This is a genomic window from Acidovorax sp., assembly GCF_027492855.1.
Lineage (GTDB): Bacteria > Pseudomonadota > Gammaproteobacteria > Burkholderiales > Burkholderiaceae_C > Acidovorax.
This window is the reverse complement of the sequence record NZ_JAPUDY010000101.1, coordinates 1-18,446: the sequence shown is the minus strand read 5'-3', so window position 1 is coordinate 18,446 and position 18,446 is coordinate 1. Positions and strand designations below refer to the sequence as shown.

At 62.8% G+C, this 18,446-nt stretch carries 20 protein-coding genes; 12 read left to right on the top strand and 8 right to left on the bottom strand.

What is annotated here, in order from left to right; translation table 11 throughout:
- Positions 1-14: 14 nt before the first annotated feature.
- The 5 genes from rpmI to Q0105_RS20285 form a co-directional block, all read right to left on the bottom strand.
- The gene (gene rpmI / locus Q0105_RS20305) at positions 15-218 is read right to left on the bottom strand and encodes a 50S ribosomal protein L35 (protein WP_010465963.1); all 204 of its coding nucleotides are present in this window, start codon (positions 216-218) and stop codon (positions 15-17) included.
- Positions 219-407: 189 nt separating this feature from the next.
- Positions 408-1,007 carry a translation initiation factor IF-3 gene (infC, locus tag Q0105_RS20300; protein WP_298214548.1) on the bottom strand — a complete coding sequence of 200 codons (600 nt, stop codon included), beginning with the start codon at positions 1,005-1,007 and terminating at the stop codon, positions 408-410.
- 87 nt (positions 1,008-1,094) lie between these two features.
- Complete coding sequence (gene thrS / locus Q0105_RS20295) at positions 1,095-3,014, bottom strand: threonine--tRNA ligase (RefSeq protein ID WP_298214513.1); 1,920 nt, start codon at positions 3,012-3,014, stop codon at positions 1,095-1,097.
- A gap of 316 nt (positions 3,015-3,330) precedes the next feature.
- Positions 3,331-4,662, bottom strand: a complete 1,332-nt coding sequence (gene aceA / locus Q0105_RS20290; RefSeq protein WP_298214511.1) for an isocitrate lyase — start codon at positions 4,660-4,662, stop codon at positions 3,331-3,333.
- A gap of 253 nt (positions 4,663-4,915) precedes the next feature.
- The gene (locus Q0105_RS20285) at positions 4,916-5,335 is read right to left on the bottom strand and encodes a gamma-glutamylcyclotransferase family protein (RefSeq protein ID WP_298214509.1); all 420 of its coding nucleotides are present in this window, start codon (positions 5,333-5,335) and stop codon (positions 4,916-4,918) included.
- 36 nt (positions 5,336-5,371) lie between these two features.
- Between Q0105_RS20285 and Q0105_RS20280 the strand changes: the two genes are divergently transcribed.
- Complete coding sequence (locus tag Q0105_RS20280; RefSeq protein WP_298214507.1) at positions 5,372-6,328, top strand: DMT family transporter; 957 nt, start codon at positions 5,372-5,374, stop codon at positions 6,326-6,328.
- A gap of 14 nt (positions 6,329-6,342) precedes the next feature.
- On the opposite strand, the gene rraA is transcribed toward Q0105_RS20280, so the two are convergent.
- Entirely contained in the window at positions 6,343-6,855 is a 513-nt protein-coding gene (gene rraA / locus Q0105_RS20275) for a ribonuclease E activity regulator RraA (protein ID WP_298214505.1), read from the bottom strand.
- Between the two features lie 326 nt (positions 6,856-7,181).
- On the opposite strand from rraA, the gene Q0105_RS20270 reads away from it, so the two are divergent.
- From Q0105_RS20270 to Q0105_RS20230, 9 genes are all read left to right on the top strand, one after another.
- A complete protein-coding gene (locus Q0105_RS20270) occupies positions 7,182-7,502 on the top strand; it encodes an SWIB/MDM2 domain-containing protein (RefSeq protein ID WP_298214503.1) in 321 nt (106 codons plus the stop codon).
- Between the two features lie 370 nt (positions 7,503-7,872).
- The gene (locus tag Q0105_RS20265; protein WP_298214501.1) at positions 7,873-10,023 is read left to right on the top strand and encodes a TonB-dependent siderophore receptor; all 2,151 of its coding nucleotides are present in this window, start codon (positions 7,873-7,875) and stop codon (positions 10,021-10,023) included.
- A gap of 49 nt (positions 10,024-10,072) precedes the next feature.
- Positions 10,073-10,759 carry a Fe2+-dependent dioxygenase gene (locus tag Q0105_RS20260; RefSeq protein ID WP_298214499.1) on the top strand — a complete coding sequence of 229 codons (687 nt, stop codon included), beginning with the start codon at positions 10,073-10,075 and terminating at the stop codon, positions 10,757-10,759.
- 93 nt (positions 10,760-10,852) lie between these two features.
- The gene (locus tag Q0105_RS20255; RefSeq protein ID WP_298214497.1) at positions 10,853-11,989 is read left to right on the top strand and encodes an alpha-hydroxy acid oxidase; all 1,137 of its coding nucleotides are present in this window, start codon (positions 10,853-10,855) and stop codon (positions 11,987-11,989) included.
- 111 nt (positions 11,990-12,100) lie between these two features.
- Positions 12,101-12,373, top strand: coding sequence for a (2Fe-2S)-binding protein (locus Q0105_RS20250; protein WP_298214495.1), 273 nt, complete (start codon positions 12,101-12,103; stop codon positions 12,371-12,373).
- 100 nt (positions 12,374-12,473) lie between these two features.
- Positions 12,474-13,169, top strand: a complete 696-nt coding sequence (locus Q0105_RS20245) for an energy transducer TonB (RefSeq protein WP_298214493.1) — start codon at positions 12,474-12,476, stop codon at positions 13,167-13,169.
- 53 nt (positions 13,170-13,222) lie between these two features.
- Positions 13,223-13,939, top strand: coding sequence for a MotA/TolQ/ExbB proton channel family protein (locus Q0105_RS20240; RefSeq protein ID WP_298214491.1), 717 nt, complete (start codon positions 13,223-13,225; stop codon positions 13,937-13,939).
- Positions 13,940-13,942: 3 nt separating this feature from the next.
- Entirely contained in the window at positions 13,943-14,353 is a 411-nt protein-coding gene (locus tag Q0105_RS20235) for a biopolymer transporter ExbD (protein ID WP_298214489.1), read from the top strand.
- A 210-nt stretch (positions 14,354-14,563) separates the two neighbouring features.
- Positions 14,564-14,785, top strand: coding sequence for a hemin uptake protein HemP (locus tag Q0105_RS20230; protein WP_298214487.1), 222 nt, complete (start codon positions 14,564-14,566; stop codon positions 14,783-14,785).
- Positions 14,786-15,079: 294 nt separating this feature from the next.
- On the opposite strand, the gene Q0105_RS20225 is transcribed toward Q0105_RS20230, so the two are convergent.
- Entirely contained in the window at positions 15,080-15,487 is a 408-nt protein-coding gene (locus Q0105_RS20225; RefSeq protein ID WP_298214486.1) for a heme-binding protein, read from the bottom strand.
- A 232-nt stretch (positions 15,488-15,719) separates the two neighbouring features.
- On the opposite strand from Q0105_RS20225, the gene Q0105_RS20220 reads away from it, so the two are divergent.
- Both Q0105_RS20220 and Q0105_RS20215 read left to right on the top strand, forming a co-directional pair.
- A complete protein-coding gene (locus Q0105_RS20220; RefSeq protein WP_298214484.1) occupies positions 15,720-16,415 on the top strand; it encodes a Bax inhibitor-1/YccA family protein in 696 nt (231 codons plus the stop codon).
- 115 nt (positions 16,416-16,530) lie between these two features.
- On the top strand, positions 16,531-16,908 hold the full coding sequence (locus tag Q0105_RS20215; RefSeq protein WP_298214482.1) for a hypothetical protein: 378 nt from the start codon (positions 16,531-16,533) through the stop codon (positions 16,906-16,908).
- Between the two features lie 61 nt (positions 16,909-16,969).
- On the opposite strand, the gene rlmD is transcribed toward Q0105_RS20215, so the two are convergent.
- Positions 16,970-18,430: a 23S rRNA (uracil(1939)-C(5))-methyltransferase RlmD gene (rlmD, locus tag Q0105_RS20210; protein WP_298214480.1), complete on the bottom strand. Its 1,461-nt coding sequence runs from the start codon at positions 18,428-18,430 to the stop codon at positions 16,970-16,972.
- Positions 18,431-18,446: the final 16 nt, after the last annotated feature.

The following is an 18,446-nucleotide window of genomic DNA, read 5'->3' as shown; positions in this document are numbered from 1 at the left end:
TTGTTCGTCGTTAATTACACGCCCATGCCGGGCAGCATTTGTGCGATAGAGCCCATATTGGTCTCATGCACAGCAACTGCACCACGCAGGTGGCGCTTGTTCTTGGTGGTCTTCTTGGTCAAGATGTGACGCTTGAAGGCTTGACCGCGCTTGACGGTGCCACCGGGACGAACGCGGAAACGTTTTTTCGCGCTGCTCTTGGTCTTCATTTTGGGCATGTGAATGCTCCTTTTCTTTGTGCTCGTGAGGCGTTTGCAAAACGATTTGCAAACTTGTTGGCCCCGAGCCACTTTTGTCGAAAGGCTTTCGCCTTTCGTTTGGCGGTGTTTGCACACCCCCTTCAAGCGCCACGCCGTCACAGATGCAACAGGCGCAGCCCTCAAATTTTCAAACCACCCGCCCCATCCTCAGGCCGCAGCGCCCGATGCGGGTGCTGCTTCGGCCGCTGGCTTGGCAGCGGGCTTCTTCTTGCCCGGCGCAATCATCATGATCATCTGGCGGCCTTCCAGCTTGGGAAACTGCTCGATGATGATGGTGTCGCCCAGCTCGTCGCGAATGCGATTGAGCAGCGCAAGCCCCAGCTCCTGGTGCGTGATTTCACGGCCACGAAACCGCAGCGTGATCTTGCACTTGTCGCCATCCGCCAAAAAGCGGCGGATATTGCGCATCTTGATGTTGTAGTCGCCATCATCCGTTCCGGGACGGAACTTGACTTCCTTGATCTCAATGACCGTCTGCTTGGCTTTGGCTTCCGCCGCACGCTTTTGCTCTTGGTACTTGAACTTGCCGTAGTCCATGAGGCGGCACACCGGAGGGTTCGCCGTGGCAGCGATTTCCACCAGATCCACATCCAGCTCACCTGCCATGCGCAAGGCTTCCATCAGGCTGACAACGCCCAGGGGCTCATTGTCAGGTCCGGAAAGACGAACTTCCGGGGCCATGATTTCACGGTTCAGGCGGTGCTTGCGCTCTTCACGGTGGCGACGATCACGAAATTCAGTAGCGATGGCTATCTTCCTTTAATCAAAACACTACAATTTTTGTAGCAACAACCGCGCATTCAGCAAGCGCCAAAGCAGGTTTTCATGCAAAAATCAGGCTTTGGTGGCGATGTCTTGGGCGATCAGCTCAGCGAACGCTTCGACAGACATCACGCCGAGGTCACGATTGCCCCGGCCACGCACTGCGACGGCTCCGGCGGCCTTCTCCTTGTCGCCCGCGACAAGGATGTACGGCAGCTTTTGCAACGAATGCTCACGTATTTTATACGTAATCTTTTCATTGCGCAGATCGGTCGTCACTCTAAGGTCTTGATTCGGCAGTGCTTTTTGCAGCTTTGCGGCAATTTCGCGACAGTAATCGGCCTGCGCATCGGTGATGTTGAGCACCGCCACCTGCACCGGAGCCAGCCACACCGGGAAGGCGCCGGCATAGTGCTCGATCAGCATGCCGATGAAGCGCTCCATGCTGCCCACTGTGGCGCGGTGCAGCATCAGCGGGCGTTTGCGGCTGCCATCTTCGGCCACGTATTCGGCGTCCAGGCGCTCGGGTAGGTTGGGGTCGATCTGCATCGTGCCACACTGCCACTGGCGGCCCAGCGCGTCCTTGAGCGTGTACTCGATCTTGGGGCCATAGAACGCGCCCTCGCCTTCGGCGATCTCGAACTCGCAGCCCGAATGGCGCAGGCCGTCCATCAGTGCCTTCTCGGCGCGGTCCCACGACTCGTCCGTGCCAATGCGCGCCTCGGGGCGCGTGGCCACCTTGTAGATGATGTCGGTGAAGCCGAAATCCTTATAGACCTTCTGCACCAGCGCCGTGTAGTTGGCGCACTCTTCCAGCACCTGTTCTTCGGTGCAGAAAATGTGGCCGTCGTCCTGCGTGAAGCCGCGCACGCGCATGATGCCGTGCAGGCCACCCGTGGGCTCGTTGCGGTGGCAGGCACCGAACTCGCCATAGCGCAGCGGCAGGTCGCGGTAGCTCTTGATGCCCTGCTTGTAGATCAGGATGTGGCCGGGGCAGTTCATCGGCTTGAGCGCGTACTCGCGCTTTTCCGATTCGGTCGTGAACATGTTGTCGCGGTACTTGTCCCAGTGGCCGGTCTTCTCCCACAGGCTCTTGTCCAGAATCTGCGGGCCCTTGACCTCCTGGTAGCCGTTGTTGCGGTAGACGCGGCGCATGTACTGCTCCACCTCTTGCCACAACGCCCAGCCCTTGGGGTGCCAGAACACCGTGCCGGGCGAATGCTCGTCCATGTGGAACAGATCCAGCTCGCGGCCCAGCTTGCGGTGGTCGCGCTTTTCGGCCTCTTCCAGCATCGTGAGGTACTGCTGCAGTTCGTCCTTGGTGGCCCAGGCCGTGCCGTAGATGCGCTGCAGCATCTCGTTGCGGTGGTCGCCGCGCCAGTAGGCGCCAGCCACCTTCATGAGCTTGAAGAACTTGAGCTTGCCGGTGCTGGGCACGTGGGGGCCACGGCACAGGTCCTCGAAGTTGCCTTCGCGGTACAGGCTCACATCCTCGTTGCTCGGGATGCTGGCAATGATCTCGGCCTTGTAGTTCTCGCCCAGGCCCTTGAAATAAGCCACCGCCTCATCGCGCGGCAGCACGCGGCGCACCACGGGCTCGTCCTTGGCGGCCAGCTCGGTCATGCGCTTTTCGATGGCAACGAGGTCTTCGGGCGTAAAGGGGCGCTTGTACGCAAAGTCGTAGAAGAAACCGTTCTCGATCACCGGGCCGATGGTGACCTGCGCTTCAGGGAACAGATCCTTCACCGCATAGGCTAACAAGTGGGCCGTGGAATGGCGAATCACCTCCAGGCCATCGGCATCCTTGGCCGTGACGATGGACAGCGGGCTGTTGGCCGTGATCTGGTAGCTGGTGTCCACCACCTTGCCGTCAATCTTGCCCGCCAGGGCCGCCTTGGCCAGGCCCGAGCCGATGGAAGCAGCCACCTCGGCCACCGTGACCGGGCCCGGAAATTCGCGTTGCGAGCCATCGGGAAGCGTGATTTGAATCATGGGAGTCACTCTTTCTTTTCAATCAGTGCAATGGATGCGGGCTCGCGCCAGGCCCAAAAACAAAAAAGCGCGGAACAGGTCCGCGCTTTCTGGAGGAGGGTGCAATCTCGTGCAGGCGCGAACAGCCAGCCTTAACGGCCGGTCAACATCTCCGATGTAGTTCGCGGTGTCATAACCAGATTGCCTTTCTCGCTCTTGTGCAGTGAATTTGTTCGTATTTTAACCTTGATGCCAACAAAAAAGCCCGAAGCGGGTGCTTCGGGCTTCTATTCGGTGCATTTTGCGCCACACCGGGGTGGCACAAAAGCCCCTCAGATCAGTGGAACTGCTCTTCTTCGGTCGAACCCGTCAGGGCCTTCACACTGGACGAGCCGCCCTGGATCACGGTGGTCACGTCGTCGAAGTAGCCTGCGCCCACTTCTTGTTGGTGCGACACGAAGGTGTAACCCTTGTCGCGGGCTGCGAACTCGGGCTCTTGCACCATGTTCACGTAGTGCTTCATGCCTTCGCCGCGGGCATAAGCGTGGGCGAACTGGAAGGTGTTGAACCAGTTGATGTGGATGCCAGCCAGCGTGATGAACTGGTACTTGTAGCCCAGAGCCGACAGTTCTTCCTGGAAGGAGGCAATCTGCGAGTCGTTGAGGTTCTTCTTCCAGTTGAACGATGGCGAGCAGTTGTACGACAGCAGCTTGCCGGGGTTGGCGGCCAGCACGGCCTGGGCGAATTCACGGGCGAAGCCAATGTCTGGCACGCCGGTTTCGCACCACACCAGGTCGGCGTAGGGGGCGTAGGCCACACCACGGCTGATGGCTTGCTCCAGGCCGTTCTTGACGCGGTAGAAACCTTCTTGCGTGCGCTCGCCGGTCAGGAAAGGCTTGTCGTTGGCATCGTGGTCAGACGTGATCAGGTTGGCGGCTTCCGCATCGGTACGGGCCAGGATGATGGTGGGCACGCCCATCACGTCAGCGGCGAAGCGGGCGGAGATCAGCTTTTCGCAAGCTTCTTGCGTAGGCACCAGCACCTTGCCGCCCATGTGGCCGCACTTCTTCACGGCAGCCAGTTGGTCTTCGAAGTGCACGCCAGCAGCGCCAGCGGCAATCATGTTCTTCATCAGCTCGAAAGCGTTCAGCACGCCGCCGAAACCGGCTTCCGCATCGGCCACGATGGGCAGGAAGTAGTCGATGAATTCCTTGTCGCCGGGGTTGATGCCACGGCCCCACTGGATTTCGTCAGCACGCTTGAACGTGTTGTTGATGCGGCGCACCATGGTGGGCACCGAGTCGTAGGCGTACAGCGACTGGTCGGGGTACATGGTTTCCGATGTGTTGCCGTCGGCGGCCACTTGCCAGCCCGACAGGTACACGGCTTCGAGGCCAGCCTTGGCTTGTTGCATGGCCTGGCCGGCGGAGATTGCGCCGAAGGCGTTCACGTAGCCCTTCTTGGCACCGCCGTTGACCTTTTCCCACAGCTTTTCGGCGCCGCGCTTGGCCAGCGTGTGCTCGATGGGCAGCGAGCCGCGCAGGCGCACCACATCAGCGGCGGTGTAGCCGCGCTTCACACCCTTCCAGCGGGGGTTCTGGGCCCAGTCTTTTTCCAGGGCGGCAATTTGTTGTTCGCGGCTCAGTTGTTCGTTGAGGGATTGGGGCATGAGATCACTCCAGGAGGTTGGTTGAAAACGCCGGGCTGCTCTGTGCCGCCCTTGGAGACAACTGTAAGTCTTCTATAAGACTTGCGCAAGCTCTTATGTCTTATAGAAGAGATAAATTTTCTCGTTAAAAAACAACAGCTTATCAGCGATATTCCTCAATACGAAAATCAATTTCTCATATTGAGAAAAAATGCGGCAACGCAGCATTTATCAAATTCCACATCAAGAAATTTAACTTTCACATGACGGGAGATCAATCAACACGCCGGTCCACGGCCATGAACCAGTCGCCCTGTGCGATCACCGGGGCTGCCGCCACGCAGCGGGGGTTGATTTCATAGACCAGGCAAGTCATCGGTTGCCCCGCAACCGGCACCACCACCTCTTGCCGCATGTACTCATCGTCCGAGCCCCCGCCAATGCCTTCAATGGCATCCAGGGTGGCCTCCAAGGCGGGTTCAATGGTGTACACCTCGCCCTGCACCCATTCGCTGCCGCCCAGCACCATGCCCGGATAAGCCCCCAGGTGGTAGAGCCGCCCGGCCACCTGCGCCAGCCCCACAAAACGGGGCGCGGGCTGCAGCCGCGTGATGTCGTTGCTGCCGCCACGGCGCAGGGTGCCGTACACAAAAACACAGCGGGGCAGCCGGGGCGGCATGGGTTCGTCGGGCATGATGCGCACTCTTTTTTTGAACAGAACCCCAGTCTAGTGAACACGCCAAGCCGCCCCTTCGCCTATCTGTGCCTAGCCCTCAGCATGGCGCTGGTGGGCAGCTATGTGGCCTTGTCCAAGCCGCTGGCGGCCGTGTTGCCGGTGTTTTTGCTGGCCTGGATGCGTTTTGGCATCGGTGGCGTTGCCATGCTGCACTGGCTCAAGAAGCCCGCAGGCGAACCGCCGCTGACCCCACAGACGAAACGGCTGCTGTTTCTGGAGTCGTTTCTGGGCAATTTCCTGTTCACCATCTGCATGATCTATGGCGTGAGCCTGACCGATGCCGTATCAGCGGGCGTGACTCTGGCCGCCATTCCGGCCGCCGTGGCGCTGATGGGCTGGGCCTTTCTGCACGAGCGCGTGGCCCCGCGCACCTGGATCGCCGTGGCTTGCGCCGTGGTGGGTATCGCCCTCTTCTCACTATCAAAACCAGAGCATGTAGCGCTTGATACACAAGCGCTAGGGCCTGAAAACACCCCAAGCAATGCCTGGCTGGGGCAACTGCTGCTGGTGGGCGCCGTGGTCTGTGAAGCGGCTTACACCGTGATCGGCAAGAAGCTCACGGGCAGCCTGGGGCCGAAGCGCATCACCTCGCTCATCAACCTGTGGGGCTTTGTGCTGACCACGCCGTTCGGGCTGTACCTGGCACTGGGCTTTGACTTTGCGGCCGTGGGCTGGGGCACCTGGGCGCTGCTGCTGTTCTACGCCCTGGCCGCCTGCATGTGGACCGTGTGGCTGTGGATGACCGGGCTCAAGGTCGTCCCGGCCGCGCAAGGGGGCGTGTTCTCGGTGCTGCTGCCGGTCAGCGCGGCCCTGGTGGGCGTGCTTGTGCTGGGCGAGTCGCTCACCGGCATGCAATTGTTTGCGTTTGCGATCGCCCTGGCGAGTGTGCTGATGGCCACCCTGCCCTCGCGCGCCGCGCTGCGCGTGGGCCGGGGCGACCGGCCGCGCTGACCAGCGTCAGGACATCAGGCCGTCAGCGCCTGTGCGCTGACCACGATGCCGTCGGCATCGGCATACAGCCAGTCGCCCGGCCGCACCCACACCCCCTCTATCTGCACGGCCACGTCGCGCTGGCCTTCGCCGCGCCGCTCGGTGGGCAGTGGCATGAGCGCCCGCGCCCGGATGCCCACGGCCGCTGCGTTGAGCTCGGCCACGTCGCGCACGCAGCCATCCACCACAATGCCCGCCCAGCCATTGCGCGCGGCCGCTGCCGCAAGGTTGCCTCCTACCAGCGCGCGGCGCAGCGAGCCGCCGCCGTCCACCACCAGCACACGGCCCTCGCCGGGGGATTCCACGGCGGCTTTGACGAAGCTGTTGTCCTCATGGCACTTGACGGTGCTCACCGGGCCCGCGAAGGCCGCCTTGCCGCCAAAGCTCTGAAAGACGGGCGGCAAGACACGGAAAGCACCGCTCACGTCGGCCTTGTGCGCATCGCAGAAATCGCAGGTGGCGAAGGAGGTAGGGGAAGCTGCGGACATATCGACAAAAGCCTTTCAGACGGTGAAACGAACAACAACAAAATGGGAAAAATACCAGGAACATGCAGGGCCAAGGCCATCATCACCCCGCATCATCGACCCTTGGGCAGCCCACATTGGCCGACGCCGGAGCAGAGGGCATTTGTCAAGGCTGACGCTGTTGTAGCGCCCATTGCAACGCGCAGCGCAGCGCCACAGCTACAAATCGAGGCAAAAAAAGCCATTTCTCCCTTGGAAACCCGATTTTTTCCCATTAGCATCGCTCTGCCAGTGGGAAAGCGTCGTTTTCGCTGGTGAAAATTTACTTCCAACAAGGAAAACCCAACATGGCAACTGCAAAAAAAGCGCCGGCATCCACAGCCCCAGCAGCCAAAAAGGCCGCTGCACCCGCCAAGAAGCGCACCCCCAACGCCGCTTTCATGAAGGCGCTCACGCCCAGCCCCGCGCTGGCCGCCGTGGTGGGCTCGGCTCCGCTGCCGCGCACGGAGATCATCAGCAAGCTGTGGGTCTACATCAAGGCCCACAACCTGCAGGATGCCGCCAACAAGCGCAACATCAATGCCGACGCCAAGCTCAAGGAGCTGTTTGGCAAGCCCCAGGTGTCCATGTTTGAACTGGCTGGCCTCATCGGCAAGCACGTCAAATAAAGGCGCCCTGCCTGCAAAGCAAAAAGCCGGTTCTGCCGGCTTTTTGCATTTTTGGGCGCCCTATTGTGTGGCATGTAAACATCAACACAAATGAGAATGACCCGCATTTGATGTAACATAAAGCAGCACGACGACGCACAGCCATGACAGCCATGTTGATCTAGCCACTGCCTCTCGCCGCCACCGGCGCCCTTGCGCGCCACATGCACCCCCACCCTGCATTCCATCGACGGAGGCCATCTTGGCAAAATCACGCGCTCAGCGCCGCAGCTCCGTGCTGCGTACACAACAAACATCCACTGCGTCTCCCACCCCTGCTGCACACACCGGTACAGCATCCGAAAAGGCACTGCTCCCGCTGGGAGCCCTGATGCTGGCCGCCTCCGTAGGCAGCTGGGCACAGACCGCCACCACGGAAACCACCATGGGCACCGTGACCGTGAAAGAAGCGGCCGAAGTGCAGTCCAAGGACAAACTGCAGACCAAACAGACCACCATCGGCAAGAGCAAACAGGCCATCCGCGACATTCCGCAGTCGCTGACCGTCATGACCGAGCGTCTGATGGACGAGGCCAAGCTCGACACGCTCAAGCAAGCCCTGCACTACACCTCGGGCATCACCTTCGCCGCCACCGAAAACGGCACCGACCAGGACATCCGCCTGCGCGGCTTCCCCGTCGCCACCGTGGGCGACCTGATGATCGACGGCATGAAGGACCCTTCGCAGTACGAGCGCGACACCTTCAACTACGACCGCATCGAAGTCCTGCGCGGCTCCGCCTCCATGCTTTTTGGCCGTGGTTCCACGGGTGGCGTGGTCAATCAGGTCAACAAGAAGCCCCTGCTGATCGACCAGTATGAGCTGGAAGCCACCTACGGCACCGACAGCGTGCTGCGCACCACGGCCGACCTGAACAAGCTTCTGGGCGAAAACGCTGCTTTCCGCCTGAACCTGATGTACACCAAGGGCGACAACCACGGCGCCAAGATCGACAAGTACGGCATCGCCCCCACCGTCAGCTGGGGCGTGGGCACACGCGACGAATTCAGCGTGGGCATGTTCCACCTGGACTCCGACAACGTCCCCCAGTCCAACATCCGCTACCTGCAGGGCGCAGCGCCAACGCTGATCAACCCCCGCAACTTCTACGGCACACAAAGCGACTACCTGCGCGGCCGGGCCACGTATGGCATGGCGTCGTGGATTCACCGCTTTGACGGCGACAGCGAACTGACGACCCAGGTGCGCGCGGGCCAATTCGACCGCTCCCAGTGGGGCACGACCGCCAGCTTCGGCCAGACCAACGGTGCACCCACCACCTGGGCCAACCTGAACGGCAACACCATCCTGAACCGCTCGGGCCTGAGCCCCCGCCAGGACACCCACGAAGGCATCTACGCCCAGTCCACCTACACCACCAAGGCCAACTGGGGCGGGCTCAAGCATGAGCTGATGACCGGCTTGGACGCCAGCAAGGAAAGCGCCTTCTTCGACGTGGCCAGCGGCCAGCCAGGCACCAACTTCGGCAAGGGCCCCACCACGGTCGGCAAGCCTGACGACGGCACTGTTTTGGCCGTTTCGCCCAAGTACCGCTACGACCAGAACTACGGCGCCACCTCGGTGGGCGCCTTCGTGCAGGACATCGTGCAAATCGCCCCGCACTGGAAGCTTCTGGGCGGCCTGCGCTGGGACCGCGTGAGCTCCACGCCCGAGCGTGACCTGTACACCGCTGGCGCCTTCACCCGCCACGAAGTCACCGAGCTGCGCTACAACTCCCTGTGGAGCCAGCGCCTGGGCGTGTTGTTCCAGCCCAGCGACACGGCGTCCTACCACTTCTCGTACAGCACGTCGTTCAATACCTCGGCCGACACCTACAAGTTCACCTCGCAACAGAACGCCAACACGGATGCTGAAAAGAGCCGCAACTTCGAGTTGGGCGCCAAGCTCGACTGGCTGAACGGCAACCTGTCCACCCGCGCCGCGATCTTCCGCACCGAGAAGTACAACGAGCGCACGACCGATGCCGACTTCGCTGGCACCGCCTACCTGCTCAACGGCAAGCGCCATGCCTCCGGCGTGGAGCTGGACGTGGTCGGCCGCATCAGCCCCAAGTGGGACATCTATGCGTCCTACACCTGGATTCCCGTTGCCACCATCGACAAGACCGGCAGCGCCGCCGCCAACACGGTGGGCATGCGCGTGGGCCTCACACCCAAGCACAGCGGCAGCGTCTGGCTGGGCTACCAGGCCACCGACAAGTTCCGCGTGGCCGGTGGCATCCGTGGCGTGAGCGAGAACCGCCCGGTCTCCGGCTCCACCGGTGCAGCGTCGGCGACGGCACGCTCGCAAGGCTATGTGGCCGCCGACCTGATGTTCCAGTACAACTTCTCCGAAAGCCTGTACGCCAAGCTGAACATCAACAACGTGGCCAACCGCAGCTACGGCGATCAGCTGTATCCTGGCTTCGTAACGCTGGGCGAGCCGCGCAACATCCGCCTGACGGTGGGCACGCGCTTCTAAGCCAGCACGGCAAGCCACCAACTCCGACCGACACGCGCCCGACACCACCATGCTGCTGCACATCCACCAACTCCTGAACGCCGCTGAGCTGAGCGCCGCGCAAGAGCTGTTGCAAGATGCGCCGTGGCATGACGGGCGCACGTCGGCGGGACCCCAGGCCGCCCAGGCCAAGAACAACGAGCAATTGCCCGAACAGTGCGAGCAGGCGCAGGCGCTGCGGCAGATCCTGCTGCGCGGGCTGGAGCGCAGCCCGTTGTTCTTTTCTGCGGCGCTGCCCAAAACCATCTCCCCCCCCATGTTCAACCGCTATGGGGGCGCTGCCAACGCCTTTGGCAACCACGTAGACAGCGCCGTGCGCTTTCTGCCTGACGGCAAGGGCCGCGTGCGCACCGACGTCTCCTGCACCGTGTTCCTGAGCAGCCCCGGCGACTACGATGGCGGTGAACTCGTGGTGGAAGACACCTTCGGCCCCCAGCGCGTCAAGCTGGCCGCAGGCGACATGGTGCTCTACCCCGGCACCAGCGTGCACCGGGTGGAGCCCGTGACACGTGGCCATCGGCTGGCCAGCTTTTTCTGGATCCAGAGCATGGTGCGCAGCGACGAGCAGCGACGGCTGCTGTTCGACATGGACCAGCATCTGATCCATTTGCGCAGCACCGTCGGTGAGACAGCGCCCGCCGTGATCGGGCTGACCGGCACCTACCACAACCTGCTGCGCATGTGGGCGGATGTCTGACCAGGCGCCCTTCGGGGTGCACCTATTTTTCTTCTCATCTTTCGATAGCATCCAGCGCTTGATCCATCAACGCTGGATGCTTTTTTCATGGGTATGACCACAATTCCCGCACTGCAGCAGATCCCTCCCGAGGTCGTCACCCTCGCAGACCACGAGGCATTGGCGCGCCAGCACCTGGACGACAACGCATGGGCCTACTTCAGTGGCGGCGCTGCCGACGAGATCACGCTGCGCGCCAACCGCAGCGCCTGGGACGAATTGCCTCTACACCCCCGTGTGCTGCGCTCCCTGGCGGGCGGCCACACCCGCACACCGCTGCTGGGCCGCACGCTTGCCCACCCCATCCTGCTGGCGCCCGTGGCGTTTCAGCGCATGGCCCATCCCGACGGAGAACTGGCCACCGCCTATGCAGCCGCCGCCCTGGGCGCGGGCCTGGTGCTCAGCACCCAGGCCAGCACACCGCTGGAAGCCGTGGCCCAGGCCATCCGCAACGATCCGGGGCGCGGCCCCCTGTGGTTCCAGCTCTACCTGCAACACGACCGCGGCTTTACCCGTGAACTGGTGCAACGCGCCGAAGCGGCCGGGTATGAGGCGCTGGTGCTCACGGTGGACGCGCCCAGCAGCGGCGCACGCGACCGCGAACGCCGTGCGGGGTTTCGCCTGCCTGCGGGCATCTCTGCCGTCAACCTGGCGAACCTGCCGCCACCTCCACCGGTGTATCTGTCTCCCGGCCAGAGCGCTTTGTTCGATGGCCTGCTCCACCACGCACCCACCTGGGACGACGTGCAGTGGCTGCAAGGCATCACCCGCTTGCCGGTGCTGCTCAAAGGCGTGCTCCACCCCGGCGACGCGCGCCAGGCGGCTGCGCTGGGTGTGGCGGGCCTCATCGTTTCCAACCATGGTGGACGCACCCTGGACACCAGCCCCAGCACCGCCAGCGTCCTGCCCAGGGTGGCCGATGCCGTGGCGGGCGCCCTGCCCGTGCTGGTAGACGGCGGCATCCGGCGCGGCACCGACGTGCTCAAGGCCATGGCACTGGGCGCATCGGCCGTGCTGGTGGGGCGCCCCGCCGTATGGGGCCTGGCCAACGCAGGCGCCGCCGGGGTGGCCCACGTGCTGCGCCTGCTGCGCGACGAGTTGGAGATCGCCATGGCGCTCACCGGCTGCGCCACGCTGGCCGATGCACCGCCTGCGCTGTTCCTGGGCGAAGACAACACCCCGGGCCCGTGACGGGTCTTGGCAGCCTTCCCCCTGTTGGCAGAATTGATTTATTGCAAATGCGAGAGATTCGTATTTATAATGCAATCATTCCTTCAACAGCCAGCCACACTGCCTGCCGCCATGATCGTCTGTGTATGCCGCCGGATTTCTGACCGTGAGATTGCTCGCCACGCACGTGCGGGCATGAGCTTCGACGAGATCCAGTTTGAGCTGGGCGTGGCCACCCAATGCGGAAGCTGCGAAAGCTGCGCCCGTGATGTGGTGGCGCAATGCTGTGCCTCGAATCCGGTGGCAGCATTGCACAATGACGCGGCGCCGCAGACCATCCAGCTTGCCAGCTCCATTTTGGAAAGCAAGTCATGGAACTCCTCTCAACACTCGCTGGCAGCCTGATCCTCGTCGCAGGCTCGGCCTGGTGGATCTTTCGCAAATAAATAACAAGTCTTTTATGGCTCTAGCGCTTGATTGACAAGCGCTAGCTGCTATCATTTTTATGTCTCACCCTGATCGTTTCTCCACTCCTGGGGGTGTTAGCCGCAACACCGTGATCGTGGGTTCCGTCCTTGCACTGCACGTTGCAGGCATCTGGGCCCTGCAAACGGGCCTGCTGCACCGCGCCGCGGAAATCATCGTCCCGGCCGAACTGCTGAGCGAGTTCATCGCGCCGCCCGCACCGCCCAAGGTCACGCCGCCACCGCCCGCACCTCCACCACCGCCGCGCCCGGCGCCCAAGGTGGCCCCGCGCCCAGCCCCCATGCCCGTAGCTATCGCGGACCCAACACCCGCGCCCAATGCGCCCACCGGCATCACCACGCCGCAGCCACCGGCCCCGCCCATCGAGGCTCCGATGGCGCCCCCGGCCCCACCCACGCCCCCGGCACCACCCGCGCCTCCAGCGCCGCCAAAAATCGAGCTGCCATCCAGCGACGCGGCTTACCTGAACAACCCCAAGCCCAGCTACCCCGCCATCAGCAAGCGCATGGGCGAGCAAGGCAAGGTGGTGCTGCGCGTGCTCATCGGCACCGACGGCCTGCCGCAGAAAGTGGAAATCAACAAGTCCAGCGGTTTCGACCGGCTGGACCGCCAGGCGCAGGAAGCCGTCATGCGCTGGCGCTTCGTGCCGGGCAAGCGCAACGGCGTGGCCGAGACCATGTGGAACCTGGTCCCTGTCAACTTCGTTCTCGAATAGTCAAGTCATCAGTCAATCAACGCTTTAGATCATCGCTTCAGGGAGTTTTTTTCATGGAATCGCAATTCGGCATCGCCAACGTATGGATTCAGGGCGACTTTGTCACCCGCGCCGTCGCCATCCTGCTGCTGGCCATGTCGCTGGCCTCGTGGATCGTCATCCTCATCAAGGCCCTGGACATCATCAAGTTCAAGAAACACGCCCGCGCCGCACAAGACTTCTGGCACAGCGAGGACTTTGCCGCAGGTCTGACCAAGCTGGGCGCCGACCCGGCCAACCCCTTCCGCCACCTGGCCCTGGAAGGCCGCGAAGCCACCGCCCACCACCGCAACACCAAGGCCCACCTGCATGACAGCCTGGACGTGAGCGACTGGGTCACGCGCTGCCTGCGCAACTGCATCGACGAGTTCACCTCGCGCCTGCAGTCGGGCCTGGCCATCCTGGCATCGGTCGGTTCCACCGCCCCCTTTATCGGCCTGTTCGGCACCGTCTGGGGCATCTACCATGCGCTGCTGGCCATCGGCACCTCGGGCCAATCCACCATCGACAAGGTGGCCGGCCCCATTGGCGAGGCGCTGATCATGACGGCCCTGGGCCTGGCCGTGGCCATCCCCGCCGTGCTGGGCTACAACGCCCTGGTGCGCGGCAACAAGTCCATCCTGGGTGGCCTCAACAGCTTTGCCCACGACCTGCACGCCTACTTCGTCACCGGCGCCCGCGTGAACGCCGGTGAGCCTGGCAAGGTGCTGCCCATGAAGAAGGGCGGCTAAGCCATGGCCTTCGGAACCCAAGACGATGCCGATGACGTGATGAACGAAATCAACATGACGCCCCTGGTGGACGTCATGCTGGTGTTGCTCATCATCTTCATCATCACCGTGCCGGTGATGAAGCACTCGGTGAACGTGGACCTGCCCCGCGCCACCAACCAGCCCGAAACCATCAAGCCCGAAACCGTGCGCCTGTCGGTGTCGGCCGATGGCAAGTACTACTGGAACGAGTCGCAGGTAACCGAGGAAGAACTCTTCCCCCGCCTGCAGGCCGAGGCCGCCAAGGAGCCCCAACCCGACCTGCACATCCGCGGCGACAAGGAAGTGCGCTACGAGCGCGTGGCCCAGGCCATGGCCGCCGCCCAGCGCGCCGGGGTGCGCAAGATCGGTTTTGTGACCGACCCGCAGCAGTAGCAGTCGCCTGATAGAGCACCAATACTCTTCGCCCCCCACTTGCCCGGCAAGCCTTGCATGCCGGGCATTCTTTTTTTTGTAGCGCCCCTGCAGACCAACCCATGGCCACTCACGAAATGGCCGTACAAAAAGAAACACGTAATTCGCTTGACTTGTAATTGCGAATCGTTATCATTAGCAAAACGCACTGCAATGACACAGGAAAACTCCATGCAAGCCACCCTGACCGCCGCCTCGCTCTTGCGCTCCGCCACCGCTGACAATGTGGTTTCGTTCTCCTCCAGCGAGGGCGCTACCTGCGCTGAGGCCGTGACCGCCGCTGTGGACAGCCGCTCCCTGCTGCAGGGCCAAAAGACCGTGGCCATCAGCCACAACGGCTCGGTGTACCGCCTTCAGGCCACCAAGCTGGGCAAGCTCATCCTGACCAAATAAGACGACGCCACACCACCTGGCCATCCATCATCAGTTTCATCGTGGGGCGACTCCCGGACTTGCAATAAGTCCGCAAGGGTCGTTTTTGCCAGCCAACGGGTTCGCCCGCGTAGCCAGGCTTTTTTTCTCACACCGCCTTCTCTCCTCCGCTGCCACTGTCAGCGCTTCCATAAAAAAACCGGCTCAAAGGCCGGTTTTTTTATGGGCGCCAATGTTTCAACGTCTTTTAGGCCTCTAGCGCAAGAGGATCAAGCGCTAGCAGCTATGAAAACAATAGCGCCATCGAATCTGCGCTCACAGGCCCAGCGCGGCGATCCCTGCGCGGGCGATCTGAGCGTCCTCGGTCGACTTCACGCCGCTCACGCCCACGGCGCCGATGCACTGGCCGTCTTTCAGGATCGGCACGCCGCCTTCGAGCAGGCCGTCGATGGTGGGAGCGCTCAGAAAGGCCACGCGGCCGCCATTGACGATGTCCTCATAGACCTTGCTCTCGCGGCGGCCCAAAGCGGCCGTGCGGGCCTTGGAAGGGGCAATGTGGGACGACACCGCCGCCGCGCCGTCCAGGCGCTGCAGCCACAGCAGGTGGCCGCCGTCATCAACGATGGCAATGGTCACGGCCCAATGGTTCTTTTGGGCTTCGGCTTCGGCGGCAGCGGCGATGGCCTTGACGTCGGCCAGTTCGAGTTCGTGTTTGGTCTTCATAACGGTGTCCGGAAAAAAAGGGAACAAGAGGGGTGCGCACAGGGTCCAATAAAAAGGCCCAGGCACAAGAGCCATTGAGCATAGCGCCCTGGCTCTTGCCGTTGCCCCCAGCCAGGGTGAAAGTACCCTTACCAAAAGTAGGTGACCGGACGCGGTTATTGCAGGCCGCAAAACCGCCACCATCTAAAATTTGCAGGTCTGCGCTGTGCAGGCCAACAAGGAGAGACACAAGATGAATGACCAAGTCACCACCCTGGGCCACTCTGCGGGCTATGGCATCTCGCAGGAAGAGCGCCACAAGGTGCTTCGCAATACGTACTGGCTGCTGGCCCTGAGCATGATCCCCACGGTGCTGGGCGCCTGGATCGGCGTGTCCACCGGCATCACCCGTTCGCTCAACGGCGGCCTGGGGCTGATCGTTTTCCTGGGCGGCGCGTTCGGGTTCATGTTCGCCATCGAAAAGACCAAGCGTTCTGCCGCCGGTGTGCCCGTGCTGCTGGCGTTCACGTTCTTCATGGGCCTGATGCTCTCGCGCATGATCGGCATGGTGCTGGGCTTCAAGAACGGCTCCGAGCTCATCATGACAGCGTTTGCCGGCACGGCGGGCGTGTTCTTCGTGATGGCCAGCCTGGCCAGCGTGATCAAGCGCGACCTGTCGGGCATGGGCAAATGGCTGATGGTGGGCGCGCTGGTGCTCATGGTTGGCGCTGTCATCAACGTGTTCGTGGGCTCGTCCGCGGGCATGATGGCCATCTCGGTGGCTGCCATCGGCATCTTCAGCGCCTACATGCTGTATGACCTGAAGCAGATTCTGGACGGCGGCGAAACCAACTACATCAGCGCCACGCTGGCCCTGTACCTGGACATCTTCAACGTGTTCCAGAGCCTGCTGGCCCTGCTGGGCATCATGGGTGGCGAGCGCGACTGATCTGCGCACCGCTTCTTCCTTGTTCCCATCAAAAAGGCTCCTTCGGGAGCCTTTTTTGCGGGCGGCGCCAGATCAGGCCTCAATAGCGCGGCGCGTGTGCCGATAATGCAAGTACATGTTTCCCCAAAGCCCATCCACCCCGCTTCGCCTGACGGTTGCTTTTGTCGGCCTGCTGCTGCTTGCGGGCTGCGACAAGATCCCCGGCCTGGGCCCTGATCCGCGCATCGCCCAGCGGGACGCGGAGGCCAAGGCCATTGGCGGCGCCTGCCGCCATGCGCTGCGGGGGCTGGAGGATTGCTACACGCTCAACCCCAAGGCCGCCAAGGCCTCGGTGTTTGCAGGCTGGAAGGACATGGACGCCTATATGCGCGAGAACAAGATCGAGGGCGCACCCTCGGTGTTGGGCAAGGCTGAAAAGCCCGAGCGCAAGGGCAGCAGCGCCGACATCGAAACCGAACCGCGCGACGCAGCCACCGGCCGCAACCGCAGCTGACACAAGTCGCGCAGGCCTGCGGCGCCGTGGGGCGGCGGCATGGGCCGCCGCAGCGCTCCCCTTACGCCCGTTCAAACACCGCCATGCTCTCCACATGCGCCGTGTGCGGGAACATGTTGACCATGCCCGCCGCCGTGCACCGGTAGCCCGCCAGGTGCACCAGCAGCCCGGCATCGCGCGCCAGGGTGGCGGGGTTGCAGCTCACGTACACGATGCGCTTCGGGGGCGTCCAGCCCTCGGCCCCTGCGGGCAGTGGGTCAGCGCCCTCGGCACCGATGCGCGATTGCTCAATGTCCGCCAACGCCTTGGCCAGCGCGAAGGCGCCTTCGCGGGGCGGGTCCACCAGCCATTTGTCGGCGGCGCCATCGGCCACCAGCATCGCGGGGGTCATCTCGAAAAGGTTGCGCGCTACAAAATCAGTAGCTGCTAGCGCTTTATGGTTGTGCGCTACGGCCTGATTCAATGCATAGTTTTCGCGCGAACGGGCCACCAGGGCCTCGCTGCCCTCGATGCCCAGTACCTCGCGCGCCTGGGTGGCCAGCGGCAGCGTGAAGTTGCCCAGGCCGCAGAACCAGTCGATCACGCGCTCATGCGGCTGCACATCCAAAAGGCGCAGCGCGCGGCTGACCAGCACACGGTTGATATGCGGGTTCACCTGGGTGAAGTCGGTGGGCTTGAAGGGCATGGTGATGCCGAAGTCCGGCAGCGCATACGAAAGCTCCTCGCCGCCTTCGTCCAGCAATTTCACGGTATCGGGGCCCTTGGGCTGAAGCCACCACTGCACGCCATGTTCGCTGGCAAAGGCGCGCAGCCGGGCCAGGTCGTCTGCCGACAGCGGCTCCAGGTGGCGCAGCACCATGGCCGTCACGCTGTCGCCGCAGGCCAGCTCGATCTGCGGGCAGGTATCGCGCGCGTCCATGCCGGCGATCAGGGCGCGCAGCGGCATCAGCATCGCGTCCACATGCGGGGGCAAAATTTTGCAGGTCTGCATGTCGGCGATGTAGCGGCTTTTGCGCTCATGAAAGCCCACCAGCACCTGGCCTTTCTTGATCACGTGGCGCACGGCCAAGCGGGCCCGGTAGCGGTAACCCCAGGCGGGCCCTTCGATGGGCCGCATCACGGTTTCGGCCTTGACCTTGCCCAGGTGCCAGAGGTTGTCCTCCAGCACACGCTGCTTGACGGCCACCTGGGCGCCCACGTGCAAATGCTGCATCTTGCAGCCGCCGCAGGCACCGCCGTGCAAGCCAAAGTGCTGGCAGCCGGGGCGCACGCGCTGGGACGACTCGCGGTGGATCGCCACCAGGCTGGCCTGCTCCCAGTTGTTCTTTTTGCGGTGGGTGTTGGCGGTGACCAGCTCGGACGGCAGCGCGCCGTCGATGAAGATGACCTTGCCATCGGGCTTGCGGGCCACGCCCTGGGCATCGAGGTCCATGGACTGCACCTGCAGCCAGCCTTCGGGCAGATCGGCTGCGTCTTGCGCCGCGGGTTCAAACGAGGGGGATAGTTCTTTCGGTTCGCTCATCCCCCGATTGTCTCAG